We start from the raw sequence: 17987 nt of genomic DNA, 5'->3' as shown, positions 1-17987 counted from the left end.
TGTTCTTGGGCATACATAAGTTTATGATATATAAAACGATAGCAAGTTTGTGTATCCTGCTTTGGTCTTTTTCAAGCAACGCTATCGAGCCAGCCAAAAATAGCGATAAGATTAAGGCAGCGTTTTTGCTGCACTTTACTGGGTATACTACTTGGCCAAGTATAAAAACTGAACAAGTCAATATATGTTTACTCGGGGAAGTGAGTTTCGATAGCTTTTTAAAAAGCATGGTAAAAGCAAAGCCCGAGAATAGAGTGGGTCAAAAACTGAATGTACTTTATCTAGAGACTAAGGAAGAACTTAACAGTTGCCACGTAGCATTTGTTGCTAAAAATTTAGTAAAGCAAGCCGTTGAATATCGCACTGAACATAACTTATCAACGCTGTTAGTAGGCGAGTCAAAGGGATTTATTGAACAAGGTGGTATGGTTAATTTCTTTACGGACAAACAACGTATTCGTTTTCAAGTTTGCGTAGACAAAGTAGAAGCTGCAAATATTAAAATGAGTGCAGACTTGTTGAGACTGGCGGTTATCTACAAACCTCAAATAGATAAGGTTGCACCATGAAGGCTTTTATAACTCAGCTATCGATAAAACAAAAAATAGTGAGTGTGATCCTATTTATTAGCGTAGCTGTCGTTAGTGTTACGGCCACTGTATTCTACGTTAAAGAGGTACAGCTTTTACGCAATGCCATGGTTATCAATACACAAACACAGGCAACGTTGATTGCATCAAGTGTTGTCGCCGCCATTACTTTTGACGATAGGCTTGCTGCAACAGACAGCGTGCGTCTGCTAAAAAATAACGAACAGGCCTTATATGCCGCGGTCGTGTTACTAGATAATTCTGTATTTGCTGAGTATGCGAATGAAAATATTACTCAAAAGCCAATCATAGACTTAACAAAACAGACTCGTTTTGATAGCGATCATTTGGAAGTTGTTGTGCCTATTTTGGACAATGATGCAACCATAGGCCATTTATATTTGTGTGTCGCACTCGACCAACTAAATGCCTTGCTTGAAAAGTATCGCAAGATATTTATTGTGACCTTATTATTAAGTGCATTCGTTTCTTATTTATTAGCACTAAAATTTCAACGTTTGTTAACAAAACCTATTATGGCGATGGTTAAACAAGTGGAAAATCTCGCGGCACAACGCGACTACACGAAACGCCTATCGCTAAACCTGACAAACGAGCTTGGTAGTTTACAACATGGTTTTAATCACGTTTTGGACGCCGTAGAAGAACGTGAAACTCAGTTGAAACGCCATAGTGAAACATTGCAAGATATCGTTAATAAGCGAACTAAGCAGCTATATCAAAAAGCTCACTTCGATGCATTGACTGGTCTACCCAATCGATACTTGTTACTTGACAGACTTGACCATGCAATTTCTAATGCTAAGAGAAACAACGGTCAATTAGCCGTTTTATTCATGGATTTGGACCGTTTCAAAGTGATTAACGATAGCCTCGGCCATGAGGTAGGCGATCAGCTTTTACAAGCGGTTTCAGTAAGACTCAAAAATGTGGTTCGTGAGTGCGATACTGTCGCGAGATTAGGTGGCGATGAATTTGTCATTTTATTAGAAAACGTTGACCATGCGAGAGATTGTGCTCGTGTTGCTGAAGCAATAAATCAAGTGTTCGAAGCGCAATTTAATTTAGAGCATCACGTATTGCATGTCAGTACAAGTATTGGAATTTGTGTTTACCCTGATGATGGTGCCGATGCTAAGGCTTTGCTTAAACATGCTGATATAAGTATGTATCACTCGAAACAAAAAGGTCCAAGCAATTACAGTTTCTACGAAGCTAAGATGGATGAAAAAATTCATCTTCGCTTGGAAGTAGAAAATCAACTACGTCATGCAATTGAGTATGATGAACTATACCTTCATTACCAACCACAAACCTGTATCAAAACCGGTGACATAAATAAGGTTGAAGCGCTAATTCGCTGGCACAATAAGCTATTGGGTCAAGTTCCGCCGATAGACTTTATATCAGTAGCTGAAGAAATTGGCATTATCAACCAAATAGGTTTGTGGGTTGTTGAGCAAGCCTGTCAGCAGGTTAAGTCGTGGCAGGATGCAGGTTTAAAGAGTCCAAAGGTTGCTGTCAATATCTCATCAACTCAATTACTTGATGGTGAGTTGATTAATCATTTTGAGCGCTTAATTGAGCAATACGAAATTGAAGCTCACTACTTAGAAATAGAAATTACCGAAGATGTATTTGTTGACCAGTCAACAAGGACTGTAGAGGTCATTAGTGCATTACGTGATATGGGGATTAATATTGCGATCGATGATTTTGGCACCGGTTACTCATCATTGAGTTATCTGAAAAAACTGCCAATTGATACCTTAAAGCTCGATGGTGCGTTTGTTAGTGACGTACAATATAGTGCATCGAGCCAGGGTATTGTCAGTTCAACGATTATGTTGGCACATAGCTTAGGCATGAAAATCGTTGCAGAAGGTGTTGAGACCCAATCACAGTTAAACTTTTTGAAGTCGCAAAACTGTGATTATGCGCAAGGCTATTATTTATATCGTCCGATGCCAAGTGACGAAGTCACTAAACACCTTGAAGTGTCGCCAAACTACAAAGATTCTCATGCAATAACCAAGGATGCCTCTTTGGTAACTAATCAAGATTTAGTCATAGAGAAATAATTTGTCTAAGTGACTCGCATTTTCATGGCGAGTCACTTTTATTCATCAATCAATTGTCTAGCTGTGTAGCTTGAATGCTTGTTACCTAATTTTTCTTTCATTGTTGTTAGCAAGTTATCTGATTCACCTAATAGTTGCCACGGTGGATTAACGATAAATAACCCAGTGCCCGTCATACCATATTCATCACTGTCTTGCTTTTGGCAGTATTCAAGCTGAATTACGTTTCGTACGTTACTCGAAACAAATTGCTCCTCCATTGCTTCGATATAACTTCTTTTTACGACCGGATACCATAACAGGTAGGTACCAGTGGAAAACTTTCGATAAGCCTGAATTATAGTCTTTACGGATTTTACGTAGTCTTCTTTTAATTCAAATGGAGGGTCCATCAATACAACGCCACGGCGGGTAGGCGGCGGAAGTTGCTCAAGAAGGCCATTGTAGCCATCTGATTTATAGACTCGTGATTTTTTCCATCTCTGGCATAGTTCTTCAAGTAGTTCAAAATCACTTTTATGTAATTCAAATAAATGGGCAAAATCTTGTCGTCTTAACAATTCTTTCGCAATACCAGGAGAACCAGGGTAAATTTCTAATGATTTATTATTATTTAGGGAAGAAATTAATGAGATATACTCATTGAGGATTTCCGGTAAGTCGCTCGATTGATACAGTTTACCAATACCGTCTTTGTATTCCCCGGTTTTTTGCGCGTAGTCGTCTTGTAAGGCATACATACCAGCACCACTATGGGTATCGATATAGCTATATCCTTTGTCTTTACGAGCCATGTAATCGAGTACGTAAATTAGCACACTGTGTTTTAAAACATCAGCAAAATTGCCTGCATGAAAGGCGTGACGGTAGCTTAACAAATTAGCCTCTTTATGGGTTGTTAATAATCAGCGAGATAATACCAGAAATGTCAAAAGAATTATCCTATGGATAACATTGTAATTGACTAAGACTATTTATCTGACCAAATCGCAAATTCATTGCCACTTGGCTCTTCAAAATGGAAGCGTTTGCCCCCTGGAAATTCGAAAATATCTTTGACAATCTTGCCTCCGTGGCTCTTCACTTTCTCGAGGCTTGCATCTAAATTTTGGCTATATAATACGATCAAGCAACCACCTGATGCCGTTGTTGATGCCAAAGGAGCTTGGTAGAAGCCTCCGTCAAAGCCCTGCGCGTTATAAGCGACATAATCAGGGCCATAATCAGTGAATTTCCATTCAAAGCAATTAGCAAAAAATGCTTTGGTACTTTTTAAATCATTTGCCGGAAGCTCTAGGTAGTTAATTGTTTCGGTGTTCATGATTAATTCCTTTTAGGTAAACCAATTACATTTAATTGGCATTATTGACCTTATCAAATTGCAGAAAAAAATAAAGCGAGCCTTAGCTCGCTTTATTAATCTTTATATCCATAAAATGCTACTTAACGCGCATTCCTGGCTGAGCACCTTCTTCAGGGTTTAAAATCCATAAATCTTCGCCACCTGGACCTGCTGCTAGTACCATGCCTTCAGACATACCAAAGCGCATTTTACGCGGGGCGAGGTTAGCGACCATAACTGTCATTTTGCCTTCTAAGTCTTCAGGCTGATATGCTGACTTGATACCAGCAAATACTTGGCGAGTTTCGCCACCTAAATCTAGCTCTAAACGCAATAGTTTGTCGGCTTTTTCAACGTGTTCTGCTTTAACTATTTTAGCGACTCTTAAATCGATCTTAGCGAAGTCTTCAAATTGAATTTCTTCACTAATTGGATCATCAGCAAGTGGACCTGTTACAACCGCTTTTTGCTCTTGTTGTAACGATTCTTTTGACGCTTCAATCATGGCTTCAACCTTGTCCATTTCAATACGTTGCATTAACGCTTTGAACTTATTGATCTTGTGGTTTGCTAACAATGTTTTATGGCCTTCCCAAACCAACTCATCATTTAAGAAAGCTTCCGTTTTTTCGGCCAACGCAGGTAATACTGGCTTCAAGTAAGTCATTAAAATGCGGAATAGGTTAATACCTAATGAACAAATGTTGTGTACATCTTGTTGCTTGGTTTCGTCTTTGATTAACTGCCATGGCTCTTTAACAGCAATGTATTCATTAACTTTGTCAGCAAGTGCCATAATCTCACGCATCGCTTTACCGAATTCGCGGTTTTCATACAAACTTGCCAAATTATCACCTGCCGCCATGACTTCATCAGCTAACTGTTGATCATCAACCTCACTTGAAAGTACACCGTCAAACTTCTTAGTAATAAAGCTTGCACAACGTGATGCGATGTTAACCACTTTACCAACTAAGTCTGAGTTTACACGTTGGGCAAAATCTTCAAGGTTTAAGTCTAAATCATCGATTTTGTGAGTTAATTTCGCTGCATAGTAGTAACGAAGGTATTCTGGATTCAGATGATCTAAATAAGTACGGCCTTTGATAAAGGTACCTTTCGATTTAGACATTTTCGCACCGTTTACTGTTACAAAGCCATGAGCGTAAACCGATGTTGGCTTGCGATAACCTGCACCTTCTAGCATTGCAGGCCAGAATAGTGAGTGGAAGTAAATAATGTCTTTACCGATAAAGTGGTATAATTCTGCGCTTGAATCTTTCGACCAAAAGGTATCAAAGTCGATATCTTGTTTGTCACAAAGGTTTTTAAAGCTACCCATATAACCAATTGGTGCATCTAACCATACGTAGAAAAACTTGCCCGGAGCATTTGGAATTTCAAAACCAAAGTATGGCGCGTCACGGCTAATATCCCATTGTTGAAGGCCAGACTCAAACCATTCAGCGAGTTTGTTGGCCATTTCATCTTGTAATGAACCACCAGTTGTCCAGTCTTTTAACATCTGTTCAAACGCTGGTAGGTCAAAGAAGTAATGCTCAGAATCACGTAGAACAGGGGTTGAGCCTGAAACGACAGAACGAGGGTTGATGACTTCGGTTGGTGAGTATGTTGCACCACAGTTGTCACAACTGTCGCCATTCTCGTCTTCACTACCACATTTAGGACATGTACCTTTAACGAAGCGATCAGGTAAGAACATTCCTTTCTCTTCATCAAAAAGCTGTGAAATTACACGTGTTTTAATGTGACCATTGTCATTTAACTTATTATAGATTCCCGTAGCGAATGCACGGTTCTCATCACTATGCGTTGAGTGGTAGTTGTCAAAGCTGATCAAAAAGTCATTGAAGTCACTCATATGCTCTTCGCGTACACCATCGATCATTTGCTCTGGTGTTATCCCCAATTCCTGTGCTTTAAGCATGATTGGCGTACCGTGAGCATCATCGGCACAAACGAAGTAAATTTCGTGGCCACGCATACGCTGGAAGCGCACCCAAATATCGGTTTGGATGTGTTCAAGTAAATGGCCTAAATGAATAGAACCGTTTGCGTATGGAAGCGCACAAGTAACGAGTATTTTACGATTTTCTGTAGACATAGAATCTGCCATCAATGAAATTAAATTTTTTATATGGTAATCAATGGCGCAATGGTACAAAATTTACCATCATCTTTCATCAACATTTCTGTTGTTTTTTGCATTCAACGTCATAAAGGTCAGTATTTTGTTTAGTAAGCTTTTTTCTTCATCAAATAAAAACAGCAAAGTGCCTGAAGAATTGGTACAGGTCATCGAGCAAACATTAGCGCAATATCGTTCAGAAGCGTTTCCATCAGGCGTGCTTGCGTGTTGTCAAGATATGACATTCACGCGAAAAGATAATGAAGTGATTGTCGAAGCTAAAATTGGCTTTCCTTGTCAGTCTGAGTTAGTTGAATTAGCGCATCAACTCAGTGATAGCCTTGATATCAGTTTAAAGCTTAACTTTTCTCTAGCGGTACTACCCGTTAAAAAGCATGATATCAAAGGTATTAAGAATATTATTGCCATTGCGTCAGGTAAGGGTGGGGTAGGTAAATCGACAACGTCAGTAAACCTTGCACTAGCATTGCAATCGGAGGGAGCGCGCGTTGGTATTTTGGATGCCGATATTTATGGTCCATCGATTCCAAAAATGCTTAGTGTTGAAGGCCAGTCTCCGAAGAGTGATGATGGAAAGTCTATGACACCGATAGAAGCTTTCGGACTTGATGCTATGTCAATAGGTTTTTTAGTTCCTGATAGTGATGCGGCTGTATGGCGTGGCCCAATGGCGAGCAGGGCATTTGACCAGCTGTTAAATGAAACACGATGGCATGATTTAGACTACTTAATCGTTGATATGCCACCGGGCACTGGGGATATTCAATTAACCTTGTCGCAAAAAGTTCCTGTTTGTGGTGCTGTTATCGTAACGACTCCACAAGATATAGCACTGGCGGATGCCACTAAAGGGATTGCAATGTTCAACAAGGTTAACGTGCCAATCTTAGGATTAATCGAAAACATGAGTTATCACATTTGCGACAATTGTGGGCACCATAGTCATTTATTCGGTCAAGACGGTGGTGTATCTGCGGCTAAGGAGCACAATATCCCGTTGCTTGGTCAATTACCACTCGATATTACAATTCGAAAAGATGCAGATGCAGGAACAAGTCAAGTTATTGAAAATTCTACTAGTCAGATAGCCCAACAATACCTTAAGATAGCTCGTAATTTAGCAGGGCAATTATTTAACAATAGAGATAAACGCAGCCCTAATACGCCAGATATATTAATAAAAGAAGTGTAACTCATGAGATTGTGCGATAAAGATATTGAACAACATATCGAGCAAGAAAAAATAATTATTAGCCCGAAACCTGATAGCTCAATGATTTCAGGTGTTAGTGTCGATATACGATTAGGTAATGAATTTCGTGTATTTAAAGATCATACCGTACCATACATCGATTTAAGCGGTCCTAAAGCAGATGTTCAGCAAGCCATGAGCTCAGTGATGAGTGACGAAATCGTGATTGCTGACGGTGATGCATTCTTTTTACATCCGGGAGAATTAGCGCTTGCTGTGACCTACGAATCCGTTACTTTACCTGATGACATTGTTGGTTGGTTAGACGGCCGCTCATCGTTGGCTAGATTAGGCTTGATGGTTCATGTAACAGCACATCGCATTGATCCAGGTTGGTCTGGCCAAATCGTACTTGAATTTTACAACAGTGGTAAATTGCCATTGGCTCTGCGTCCTAAGATGAAAATCGCCGCGCTTAACTTCGAAACTATGTCTGGCAGTGCAGAAAAGCCTTACAACAAACGTGATGATGCTAAATATAAAGGGCAAATGGGCGCGGTTGCTAGTCGTATTAGCGAGGATGATACGAGTAAATAGACTTGCACTTAAGTCTATTTACCCTTGTGGCTCATTATTACGTTTGAACAAGTGTGAGGGGATTTTTATTCTGTTCACGCTGATGAGTTTCTAAACACAAATTAACTGCTGATATTAATTTAGCTTTGTCGTGGTGATGAGCGACTTCTTCACATGTTAAATCATGAACAATGATATTAGCACGTGAAGAGGACATCTCTTTATCTTCTGTAATTACAGTATGAATCGGCTGATATCCCGTATTTTCCTCTATCCAGTCGAGTTTTTCGTCGATTGTGAGTGCTGCTGCTGGGCTTCTTTCTTTTACTACGTTATCTAAAAAGATACAGTGCGCGCTACTTTTCTTAATGGCCTTTGTAATGTCACGCACCAATAACGGCGGAATGACACTCGTTAAAAAACTGCCGGGGCCAAGCACAATAATATCTGCTTTATTAATAGCATCGATACAAGGGGCAGGGGCCTTTACAAGTGGTGCAAGTAGCAAGCTCTTCGGCATAATAGGCATATCATCCACAGACAACTCGCCAACACGACAGCGTCCTTCCGGATAAAAAGCCATGAGATCAGTTGGAGCCTCGGACATGGGCAGTACTTGAGTTTTTACTTGTAGAATGTTCCTAACTAACTCGATTGACTCCAGTGGTCTAGATTGAATCTGTCCTAGTCCGTATAGAATAAGGTTACCAAGATTATGGCCACCTAATTCGTCTTCACCATCAAAACGAAAATTAAAGAGCTGGCTACCGACGGATTGATCGTCAACGAGTTGCGTTAAGCAATTGCGTAAGTCACCCCATGCAATAGAGCTACTTCTTCTACGAAGCCTACCGGTTGAGCCGCCATTGTCAGTCGTCGTTACAATACCTGTAAGTTGGTCACCTAAAAAGGATAGGGTAGATAACGTTCTTCCCAAACCGTGGCCACCACCAATTGCGACTACATTTGCGTGTTTTAATTGCATGAAATAAAAATGTCATAAGAGAGTATGCTAACAATAACGCTAAAGTCATAAAAAATAAAGTTTTGCGGTAATCTCCATAATCGTCATGCTGACATTTACTTAGCAATCACGCCAAAAAATCAACGGTATTTCCCTTCATATATAGGAAGAAAAAGTCTGTTGTTAGAAACATTTTGGTAACAGAAGTGTAAAATTATGAATGACGAGCGCTCATTTTTTATCTCTATAAACTATTGAATTTCGATATAAAGCGTTAAAAAGTGAGCGAATTGATTGTTTGATAATCACTTGAACTCGATATTGCAAAAAAAAGCGAATTTATTTGAATTAATGGTTGACAGTTACTTAGGTGGTGCTTAGAATTCGCCTCGCTTTCAACAAGTACTAGGTCACTTGTTAGCGGCTTCAGTGGGGCTATAGCTCAGCTGGGAGAGCGCTTCGCTGGCACGCAAGAGGTCTGCGGTTCGATCCCGCATAGCTCCACCACTTTAGCATAGTCTGAAGTTGTCGCGAGAAAGCAAGTAAGTAACAACGTCTAGGTCCTGTTGTTATTTATGTTGCGTCCCTATCGTCTAGAGGCCTAGGACACCGCCCTTTCACGGCGGTAACAGGGGTTCGAATCCCCTTAGGGATGCCAAAATTCTTGAAATGAGAAAGGCATTGTTAGGTATTACCTATTATAATAGTGCAGATGAACCAGTTTAAATGGTGCGTCCCTATCGTCTAGAGGCCTAGGACACCGCCCTTTCACGGCGGTAACAGGGGTTCGAATCCCCTTAGGGATGCCAATTTCTCGTTTCACAATTTTACATGCAAGTAGCATCTTAGCGTCCCTATCGTCTAGAGGCCTAGGACACCGCCCTTTCACGGCGGTAACAGGGGTTCGAATCCCCTTAGGGATGCCACTTTTGCAAATGTTATTGGATTTGTGCATACAAGCACACTTAGTGTCCCTATCGTCTAGAGGCCTAGGACACCGCCCTTTCACGGCGGTAACAGGGGTTCGAATCCCCTTAGGGATGCCAATTTCCAATAACAAATCACTTAAATGTGACTTTCATTAGGCCGAAAGTACATTGTTAATAAGTGAAAGCTGCAAAGCTTGATGTCCCTATCGTCTAGAGGCCTAGGACACCGCCCTTTCACGGCGGTAACAGGGGTTCGAATCCCCTTAGGGATGCCACATTAAAAAAACCGACGAAAGTCGGTTTTTTTATACCTGAAATATACCAATACGATGTTGGTATCTAAATGAGCTAACCAGACAGTAGTTGTCCCCACAAGTATTGTACGTCATCTTTAAGGTCTTCATCAGCGGTGACAATATGCTTGAGGCGCTGTGAGAGGAATTCAATGCAATTGTATTTAGCGCGACAAGCCATATTAAGTCGTAATCAAAACGTAGTTGCGTATGAGTTGTTCTTTCGTGATGGACCAGAAAACTTTTTTCCAAACATTGATCCTCATGAAGCTACATCCAAGCTAATCGGGCGTACTCACTTTAATAAAGGGATCAAGGAGATTAGTGGGGGTAAACGTGCGCTAATCAATTTTTCTGAAGAAAGTTTATTAAAGCGTTTACCACTTATCCTGCCAAAAGATGAAGTTATCATCGAAATTTTAGAAGATGTCTTGCCATCTGACGAAGTCTATCAAGCATGTGTTGATATGTATCGCCAAGGATATGTGTTTGCACTTGACGACTTCGTCTATAAAAGAGAATGGCGACGTTTCTTGCAGCTCGTTAAAGTGATCAAGTTTGATTTAATGCACACACCACTCGAAAAAATTGAGCCTATCGTTACTCAACTTCGAGAAAAAACGAAAATAAAACTGCTCGCTGAGAAGGTTGAAACGCAAGAAGAATACTTAAAAGCGATGGCTATGGGATTCCACTATTTTCAGGGCTATTTTTTTACAAAACCCGAAATGAAAACGGTGCATGAAAACGAGTCAAATCAGCACTTGTTAATGCTTATCATGCGAGAATCTGCGGCAAAAGAATTAAACTATCGCAAAATTCAAAACTTGTTAGAGCAGGATAGTACGCTAATTTATCGTTTATTATGCTTTGTAAATTCCGGCGGTTTTCCTTTAAAAACGACGATATCGTCAGTCAAACAAGCGATGAATTATTTAGGTGATATACAACTTCGCCGTCTACTTGCTTTATTTGTTACCGCGGTTTTAGGCAATGACAAAACGCCGGAGTTAACAAAAATGTGTGTCGTGCGGGCAAAGTATTGTGAATCAATTTGTCGAAAGGTAGCACCTAATCTTGTTGATTCGGGTTTCTTGGTTGGTATGTTTTCGCTTTTAGATGCCATAATGGAAATGCCTATCGCGAAGGTTCTTGAAAGGCTGCCCATGTCTGTTGAGATCGAAGACGTTTTACTTGATGCTGACGACAAAAACCAAACACCTATCGCACTTGCTTTGCGGTCGATTAAATTCCTAGAAAAAGGTAGCTGGCATTTCACTGAGTTAGAAGCCAAAAAATTGCGAGTGAGTTCTGATTTCTTAAATGAATGCTATCAAGAGGCGATAAATTGGGCTGAGCACTACAACGAGGTGTAAGGAAAATTTCCCGTTGTAGTGAATTTATCCGCTAGTTGGATGTCATTACAACGTTTTGTTCAATCATTGCTTTCATTTTATCCGCTAAAATAGGCTGCGCTTTGCGGTTCGGGTGTATTCCATCATTTTGCATAAGCTCCGGTTTAATCGCTATATCTGTTAAAAAGAACGGTAATAAGGTGATCTCGGTTTCTTCAGCAACCGTAGCAAAAACATCAGTAAACATTTTACTGTAGCGTGGACCATAATTTGGTGGAATCTGAATTTCCATAAGATAGACATTGATGTCGTGCTCTTGTGCTAGTCGAATAATTTGTAAGAGATTATGTTTAATTGTTGCAGGAGGAAAGCCACGTAACCCGTCATTTCCTCCAAGTTCGATAATTAGATGATCGAATTCTTGTTTCGACAAAATCCCTGGAAATCGAGACAAACCGCCACCTGTCGTCTCACCGCTTATGCTAGCATTTACAATTTTATAACCTTTATTCTCTGCAGAGGATGTTTCATTAAGAAGGTGAACCCAGCCCTCATTTTGTTGCATTCCATAACTTGCACTTAAGCTGTCGCCGAGTAATAAAATAGACGTAGTTGCCTGTGTATGTGAAGATACCATACACAAAAGTAAGAAATTTAATACAAGAAAAGCTTTTTTAATCATGAAGATAGATCCTAATACAATACTAGATGTTCGCCAGCTAAATAAGTCAGTTAATTTAGGTAGCAAGACAATTGATATTTTGCAGAATGTTAATCTAGAAGTAAATGCCGGTGAAACAATCGCCATTGTTGGCTCGTCGGGCTCAGGTAAAACCACGCTGTTGTCAATTATTGCAGGGTTAGACATCCCTACCGGCGGCGAAGTGTTCCTCAAAGGTCAAGCGCTACATAGTGCCGATGAAGAGCTGCGAGCACAGATTCGTGGCGACTATGTTGGGTTTATCTTTCAGCAGTTTTTATTGATTCCAAGTTTGACGGCTAAAGAAAACATTATGCTTCCGGCAGAATTATCCAATATGCCAAATGCTGAAGAAATGGCACAGGAGCTTCTCGAAAAAGTAGGCTTGGGCCAACGCGGAGATCATTTTCCTTCACAGCTTTCTGGTGGTGAGCAACAACGTGTAGCCATTGCTCGCGCATTTATCACTAAACCGGACATTCTATTTGCTGATGAGCCAACAGGAAACTTGGATAACCAAACCGGCGCTCAAATTGAAAATCTGTTGTTTGAACTCCATGAACAAGCAGGGACAACGCTCGTTGTAGTAACGCATGACCCTAAGCTTGCTGAACGATGTCAACGACAAGTGGTTATGGATAATGGCCATTTAACCGAACAAAGCCCTAAGTTGGTCGAGGTTGTTTAAGCATGAAAAACTGGTTTAAACATTCGGTTTCTCTGCTCAAGCACGAATTGAGACGAGGTGAACTGACTATTGTTGCGTTGGCGATTATTTTAGCGGTATCGGCTGTTTTCTCGCTTACTGGCTTTTCGAATCATATTAAAGATGCCTTGGTTAATGAGAGCACCACCTTTATTGCCGCTGATAGGGTTTGGGCAACTTCAAGGCCACTTGATGAGTCGGTAAATGTAAAGGCTGCGGAACTGGGTGTTAACACAGCAAAACAAGTGTTTATGAGCTCAATGGTGTTTTCCGATGAACGAATGGTTTTGTCTTCTTTAACTGCCGTCACCGATCTGTATCCGCTTAGAGGTGATTTGTTGGTCGAAATATCGGGCCAAGAACAAGCAGTGTTTGCACCAGAAAGAGGTGGTATTTGGGTGCAACCGGCCATTTTAACAAAACTTGCGGTTAGTCCCGGTGATGCCATTGAAATAGGTAACAAAACCTTCGAAATTAAAGGGGTGATTAATCAAATCCCCGATGCCTCGTTTAGTGTTTTCACGTCAGGCCCTACGATTATTTTGCATTTTGACGATATGATTGAAACTGGATTGATTCAGCCTGGTTCAAGAATTTGGTATGAGTATTTATTTGCCGGCGATAAGTCGGCAATCACTGAGTTTGAAGCTTGGGTCAAGCCGCAAGTAAATGATACGCAACGTTGGTACGACATTAAAGATAGCCAGTCTTCTTTGTCTAATGCGCTAAATCGTGCAGAACAATACTTGTCGTTAGCGAGTATGTTAGGTGTTGTATTGGCTGCCGTTGCTGTTGCAGTTGCCGGTAGACGTTACGCTCAGCGCCAACAAAGTGTCGTCACTATTTTCAAGGCGATGGGAACCAGTAAAGGTTATGTTAGACGCGTTTATTTACTGCATTGGAGCTTGTTGAGTATTTTTAGTATCGTCGCTGGTTTAGCTGTTGGTGCTTTACTCTTAGCTATTGGAATCAATAGTGTTAAAGATCAACTTGAAATTCAAGGTAGCTTAATTCAACTATATCCGATGTTAGTTGCAAGCTTTACGGGGGTTATTTGTGCGTGTGCCTTTGCCATTGTTCCCCTAAGAGAACTGATTGATACGTCACCATTGAGCATACTGCGCGGTTTTGATAGTAAGAAGTTACCTTGGTATGCCCACATTCCAGCAATAACTGCATTGTTCTTGCTCTTGTTCATGTTCAGTAAGAATTTGGCATTATCCGTAGCTTTAGTTGTCGGTGGATTGCTCGTATCTGGGGTGATATTACTTACGGCAAAATTTATCCTCGTATTGAGTCGCCAAGCAGGAGCTAAAGCCGGCAAAGCGTGGCATCTTGCGCTAGCTAATTTAAAGCGAAGAGCAAATGAAAACGCGGTTCAGCTAATTAGTTTTACCGTGGCGATTGAGTTACTGTTGTTAATATTCGTGATGAAAGGTGCCATTATTGATGAATGGCAACGCCAACTTCCAGACGATACTGCTAATCGATTCCTCGTCAACATTGCGCATGATAAAGTCGATGAGGTAGCCACTTTCATTGATGAAAACAATATTGTATCGAGTGGTCTCTATCCTGTTGTTAGAGGCAGATTGACGGCAATCAACGATACGCAAACAGCGCGCCGTGTCACCAAAGAAGATGATAGTAAAGATGATAACGCTCGTCGTGGGGTAGGTCGTGAGCTAAACCTAACGTGGCGCAATGATTTACCTGAAGAAAACACGGTCATTTCAGGACAATGGTGGGCCGAGGAGGACGACAGTGGACAGGTATCTATCGAACAAAAATTGGCGGAGCGCTTGGGTGTTGGCTTAGGTGATAAGTTAACTTTTCAAATTGGCAGTGACGTCGTTACCGTGCCAATTACTAGTATCCGTGAAGTTAATTGGAATTCACTGCAACCAAATTTTTATATGATATTTAGTGCAGGTGTACTGTCTGATTTCCCGGCAAGTTACATCAACTCAATGTACATTAATGATGAAAACAAGCCGAAGTTACAGCGCTTTTTAACGGACTACCCAACAATTTCTATGATCGATGTTGAAGCCATCATTCGCCAATTGCGTTCTGTTATTTCACAGGTCTCTTTGGCTATTGAGTTTGTATTGATTCTCGTTGTCTTGGCAGGTTCGTTAGTACTTGTCGCACAAGTACAAGCAAGTATGGAAGAGCGAGAGCGTGAACTAGCAATATTAAAAACACTTGGCGCCAAAAGTAAAATGCTCAATTTTAGCGTTTTATATGAGTTTGTTGCACTTGGCGCAGTCGCTGGCTTGATGGCGAGTATCGCAATGGAGCTTGCGGTTTATATCTTGCAGACACAAGTATTTGACATGACACCAAGCTGGCATTTGTCATATTGGTTGCTCGGTATTGCTTCCGGCGCAATATTTGTCGGTACTGTTGGCTTTTTGTCGTGTGCGCGTCTGTTGAAACTGTCCAGTGTGACCCTTATTCGCCGAACGATGTAAGTTTTTAGGTGTAGAAATTAATTCATTAATCTATGATAGGAGGGTAAACCAATCTAAATAAGATAATGAATTAAATGATAAAAAAAATCTTAGACGAAACCCCGCTGTCGGGTAATACACAAAGTATTATAAGAAGTGTCGTTTTTATAGCGGCACTCTTTATTATTATCGCAGGGCTAAAAGCATCAACTAACCTCATTCTCCCTTTCTTGATGTCCGTATTCATCACAATTATGTGCAACCCGTTGGTTCGCAAAGCAGATCAATACAACATTCCTAAAGCTATTTCTATCAGTACCGTTATTCTGCTTTTTGTTACGTTGGTGATGATATTGGCAGGGCTTGTTGGCAGTTCACTAAACGAGTTAACGTTACTTTTACCAGAGTATAAAGAGCAACTAAAGGTCAAGTTCACATGGCTTGTTGTTAAGCTTAATGAGTTTAACATTCAGCTCTCGTCGGATTTATTGCTCGAGTACTTTGATCCCTCTGCCGCGATGGATTTAGCGACAAACATGTTTTCAAGTTTAAGTGGCGCGATGGCGAATTTATTTCTCATTATTATTACCGTTGTGTTTATGTTATTTGAAGCATCTGGCTTACCAAGAAAAATTCACTTAGCGTTAGATGATCCTGAGATGCGATTGAATCAAATTGAAAAGTTCATCTCATCAGTTAATAGCTATATCGCAATAAAGGCCGCTGTGAGTGTATTAACAGGCGTACTAGTTAGTACGATGCTCTGGGGGTTTGGACTTGATTTCTTCTTATTATGGGGCGTTCTCGCATTCTTACTTAACTTTATCCCTAATATCGGTTCTATTTTGGCAGCAATCCCAGCAGTATTACTTGCCTTAGTCCAATTAAACCCTGTATCCGCTGGATTCATAGGGTTAGGTTATGTGATGATTAACATGATTATGGGCAATATCATTGAACCTCGTTATTTGGGAAAAGGCTTAGGGTTATCCACCTTAGTTGTTTTCCTTTCATTGATTTTTTGGGGTTGGTTGTTTGGCACAGTGGGCATGCTTTTATCGGTACCGTTAACGATGATTATAAAGATCGGTTTAGAAAATTCAGAAGAAGGTCGATGGTTTGCTGTAATGCTATCTGCAGAAGAAAAATAGCCCTTAAAGGGCTATTTTGATATTAATTATTAACTTATGAAAGCTCGTCTAATTCTTTTATTCGAGCTTTCGTCATTCTGATAAAACACTTCTTGTATGCCGATGCAGCGCCAGTACCCGGCGATAATTCTAAATAATAAAACTTACAATTGTTTTCTCTAAAGGTAAGAAAGTTTCTTTGTGCTTTGTTAAACATATTGAGAGCGCCACTACGTCCAGTCACACTAGCAAGGTCTTCTAGCTCAAATTTTTTATTATTTATCCAAGCCGTGAGTTCACGTTCAGCCTGGTTTTTAACCGTATCCAAACACTGAGATACCTCGACATTAGTGGTAAACTTTTTCTCACATTGCTCGATGGTGCGGGGAGTTTTTGCGGCACTTGGTATTGAGTATACAAATGCTGATGTCATTAACGTGATTAGGAAAAACTTATTATTCATTAATCTATACTGGCAATACTTTTTTAAACGGTTTGACAATAACTTTAGCATATACACCCGCGTCCATGTATGGGTCAGCGTCAGCCCATGCTTTTGCTTCCTCTAAAGAGCTAAACTGTGCAATTACGGTAGAGCCTGTAAAGCCTGCCTGAAGGTCACCTTCATCGCTTGCTGGACATGGCCCTGCAACGAGCAGGCGGCCTTGCTCATCAAGTTCCGCAAGGCGAGCAATATGCTTTTCTCTTACCGGTAGTCGCAGCGATAAGCTATCTTCAACGTCATGGCTGAAAATTACATAATAATTCATGAACTTTTACTTCTCCGTTTGGTTAGTTTTATCTGAAGCCGTTTGCTCTTCTTCAGGTAGATATTTATAGAGTGAGACAATCGTTGTAATCGCAAATACAAAAGTCAGGCCTGTAAGGCCAAATACTTTAAAGTTGACCCAGGTTTCTTGCGAAAAGTTAAATGCAATATACCAATTGAGTATGCCACACAATGTGAAAAATCCAGCCCAAGCCCAGGTTAAGTTAACCCAGATTTTATCTGGTAATTGAATAGCTTCGCCTAAAAAGGTTTTTAAAATAATCTTTTTGAAGCCGTAATAACCAATCAACAAGGCACTTGCAAAAAATACATTGATAATTGTTACTTTCCATTTGATAAACGCATCATCTTGTAAAAAAATCGTAAGACCACCAAAACAAAGAATTAGAAAAAAGAATACCAATGTTTGTTTTGGTATGGGCTTTTTAGAGACCATGTAAAAAAGGATTTGTAGTGCTGACGCTACAATCAAAGCGCCTGTTGCCCAATAAATATCTTGGAATTTGTAAACGATTAGAAAAACAATTAATGGAATATACTCAAGCAAAACATGCATAAACAAATCTCTCACAGTTAGATGTTTGATATTTTATCTAATCGAATAGTCAAATAACACTTTTTCTTCATTCAATAAGTTACAGATTGTTTTTGTTATAATGTAACGATGTTAAGCTATTGTTTTTTATAGGTTT

At 40.3% G+C, this 17987-nt stretch carries 16 protein-coding genes and 6 tRNA genes; 14 read left to right on the top strand and 8 right to left on the bottom strand.

Annotated elements, in window-relative coordinates:
* Window positions 1-23 precede the first annotated feature (23 nt).
* Together QQK05_RS14150 and QQK05_RS14145 are read left to right on the top strand one after the other, a co-directional pair.
* Complete coding sequence (locus QQK05_RS14150; protein ID WP_284299711.1) at window positions 24-569, top strand: YfiR family protein; 546 nt, start codon at window positions 24-26, stop codon at window positions 567-569.
* Window positions 566-2692 carry a bifunctional diguanylate cyclase/phosphodiesterase gene (locus tag QQK05_RS14145; protein WP_284299709.1) on the top strand — a complete coding sequence of 709 codons (2127 nt, stop codon included), beginning with the start codon at window positions 566-568 and terminating at the stop codon, window positions 2690-2692. The genes QQK05_RS14150 and QQK05_RS14145 overlap by 4 nt, the downstream gene beginning before the upstream one ends.
* Before the next feature lie 38 nt (window positions 2693-2730).
* Here QQK05_RS14145 and QQK05_RS14140 read toward each other — a convergent pair whose 3' ends face one another.
* From QQK05_RS14140 to metG, 3 genes are all read right to left on the bottom strand, one after another.
* Complete coding sequence (locus QQK05_RS14140) at window positions 2731-3570, bottom strand: 23S rRNA (adenine(2030)-N(6))-methyltransferase RlmJ (protein WP_284299707.1); 840 nt, start codon at window positions 3568-3570, stop codon at window positions 2731-2733.
* A 92-nt stretch (window positions 3571-3662) separates the two neighbouring features.
* On the bottom strand, window positions 3663-4016 hold the full coding sequence (locus QQK05_RS14135; protein WP_284299802.1) for a VOC family protein: 354 nt from the start codon (window positions 4014-4016) through the stop codon (window positions 3663-3665).
* 115 nt (window positions 4017-4131) lie between these two features.
* On the bottom strand, window positions 4132-6159 hold the full coding sequence (gene metG / locus QQK05_RS14130; protein WP_284299705.1) for a methionine--tRNA ligase: 2028 nt from the start codon (window positions 6157-6159) through the stop codon (window positions 4132-4134).
* 127 nt (window positions 6160-6286) lie between these two features.
* On the opposite strand from metG, the gene apbC reads away from it, so the two are divergent.
* On the top strand, window positions 6287-7396 hold the full coding sequence (gene apbC, locus QQK05_RS14125) for an iron-sulfur cluster carrier protein ApbC (RefSeq protein ID WP_284299703.1): 1110 nt from the start codon (window positions 6287-6289) through the stop codon (window positions 7394-7396).
* A 3-nt stretch (window positions 7397-7399) separates the two neighbouring features.
* The gene (gene dcd / locus QQK05_RS14120) at window positions 7400-7993 is read left to right on the top strand and encodes a dCTP deaminase (RefSeq protein ID WP_284299701.1); all 594 of its coding nucleotides are present in this window, start codon (window positions 7400-7402) and stop codon (window positions 7991-7993) included.
* Between the two features lie 37 nt (window positions 7994-8030).
* Here the strand turns inward: dcd and QQK05_RS14115 are convergent, their stop codons facing one another.
* Window positions 8031-8957, bottom strand: coding sequence for a gluconeogenesis factor YvcK family protein (locus tag QQK05_RS14115; protein WP_284299699.1), 927 nt, complete (start codon window positions 8955-8957; stop codon window positions 8031-8033).
* A gap of 410 nt (window positions 8958-9367) precedes the next feature.
* Here QQK05_RS14115 and QQK05_RS14110 point away from each other — a divergent pair.
* The 7 genes from QQK05_RS14110 to QQK05_RS14080 all read left to right on the top strand — a co-directional run bounded on the left by QQK05_RS14110 (window position 9368) and on the right by QQK05_RS14080 (window position 11534).
* Window positions 9368-9443 (top strand) — tRNA-Ala (locus QQK05_RS14110).
* A gap of 75 nt (window positions 9444-9518) precedes the next feature.
* A tRNA-Glu gene (locus QQK05_RS14105) sits at window positions 9519-9594 on the top strand.
* 75 nt (window positions 9595-9669) lie between these two features.
* A tRNA-Glu gene (locus QQK05_RS14100) sits at window positions 9670-9745 on the top strand.
* Between the two features lie 41 nt (window positions 9746-9786).
* Window positions 9787-9862: transfer RNA gene (locus QQK05_RS14095), tRNA-Glu, on the top strand.
* A gap of 44 nt (window positions 9863-9906) precedes the next feature.
* Window positions 9907-9982, top strand: a tRNA-Glu gene (locus QQK05_RS14090).
* A gap of 82 nt (window positions 9983-10064) precedes the next feature.
* Window positions 10065-10140 (top strand) — tRNA-Glu (locus QQK05_RS14085).
* 170 nt (window positions 10141-10310) lie between these two features.
* Window positions 10311-11534 carry an EAL and HDOD domain-containing protein gene (locus tag QQK05_RS14080; RefSeq protein ID WP_284299697.1) on the top strand — a complete coding sequence of 408 codons (1224 nt, stop codon included), beginning with the start codon at window positions 10311-10313 and terminating at the stop codon, window positions 11532-11534.
* A gap of 31 nt (window positions 11535-11565) precedes the next feature.
* On the opposite strand, the gene QQK05_RS14075 is transcribed toward QQK05_RS14080, so the two are convergent.
* Window positions 11566-12195 (bottom strand): arylesterase, encoded by a 630-nt coding sequence (locus QQK05_RS14075; RefSeq protein ID WP_284299695.1) that lies wholly within the window; start codon window positions 12193-12195, stop codon window positions 11566-11568.
* On the opposite strand from QQK05_RS14075, the gene QQK05_RS14070 reads away from it, so the two are divergent.
* The 3 genes from QQK05_RS14070 to QQK05_RS14060 all read left to right on the top strand — a co-directional run bounded on the left by QQK05_RS14070 (window position 12194) and on the right by QQK05_RS14060 (window position 16526).
* Complete coding sequence (locus QQK05_RS14070) at window positions 12194-12901, top strand: ABC transporter ATP-binding protein (RefSeq protein ID WP_284299693.1); 708 nt, start codon at window positions 12194-12196, stop codon at window positions 12899-12901. The two genes, QQK05_RS14075 and QQK05_RS14070, sit on opposite strands and share 2 nt — an antisense overlap.
* 2 nt (window positions 12902-12903) lie before the next feature.
* Window positions 12904-15396 carry an ABC transporter permease gene (locus QQK05_RS14065; protein WP_284299691.1) on the top strand — a complete coding sequence of 831 codons (2493 nt, stop codon included), beginning with the start codon at window positions 12904-12906 and terminating at the stop codon, window positions 15394-15396.
* 74 nt (window positions 15397-15470) lie between these two features.
* Window positions 15471-16526 carry an AI-2E family transporter gene (locus QQK05_RS14060; protein ID WP_284299688.1) on the top strand — a complete coding sequence of 352 codons (1056 nt, stop codon included), beginning with the start codon at window positions 15471-15473 and terminating at the stop codon, window positions 16524-16526.
* Between the two features lie 34 nt (window positions 16527-16560).
* On the opposite strand, the gene QQK05_RS14055 is transcribed toward QQK05_RS14060, so the two are convergent.
* From QQK05_RS14055 to QQK05_RS14045, 3 genes are read right to left on the bottom strand one after another with little or no spacing between them, the layout of a single operon-like run.
* Entirely contained in the window at window positions 16561-16968 is a 408-nt protein-coding gene (locus QQK05_RS14055; protein ID WP_284299686.1) for a lysozyme inhibitor LprI family protein, read from the bottom strand.
* 4 nt (window positions 16969-16972) lie between these two features.
* The gene (locus QQK05_RS14050; RefSeq protein WP_284299684.1) at window positions 16973-17275 is read right to left on the bottom strand and encodes a YciI family protein; all 303 of its coding nucleotides are present in this window, start codon (window positions 17273-17275) and stop codon (window positions 16973-16975) included.
* 6 nt (window positions 17276-17281) lie between these two features.
* Window positions 17282-17851, bottom strand: coding sequence for a septation protein A (locus tag QQK05_RS14045; RefSeq protein WP_284299682.1), 570 nt, complete (start codon window positions 17849-17851; stop codon window positions 17282-17284).
* Window positions 17852-17987 lie beyond the last annotated feature (136 nt).

The sequence above is a fragment of the Thalassotalea loyana genome (assembly GCF_030161435.1).
Classification (GTDB): domain Bacteria; phylum Pseudomonadota; class Gammaproteobacteria; order Enterobacterales; family Alteromonadaceae; genus Thalassotalea_G; species Thalassotalea_G loyana.
Note: the sequence above shows the minus strand (reverse complement) of the source record. Positions and strands in the feature narration are given on the sequence as shown.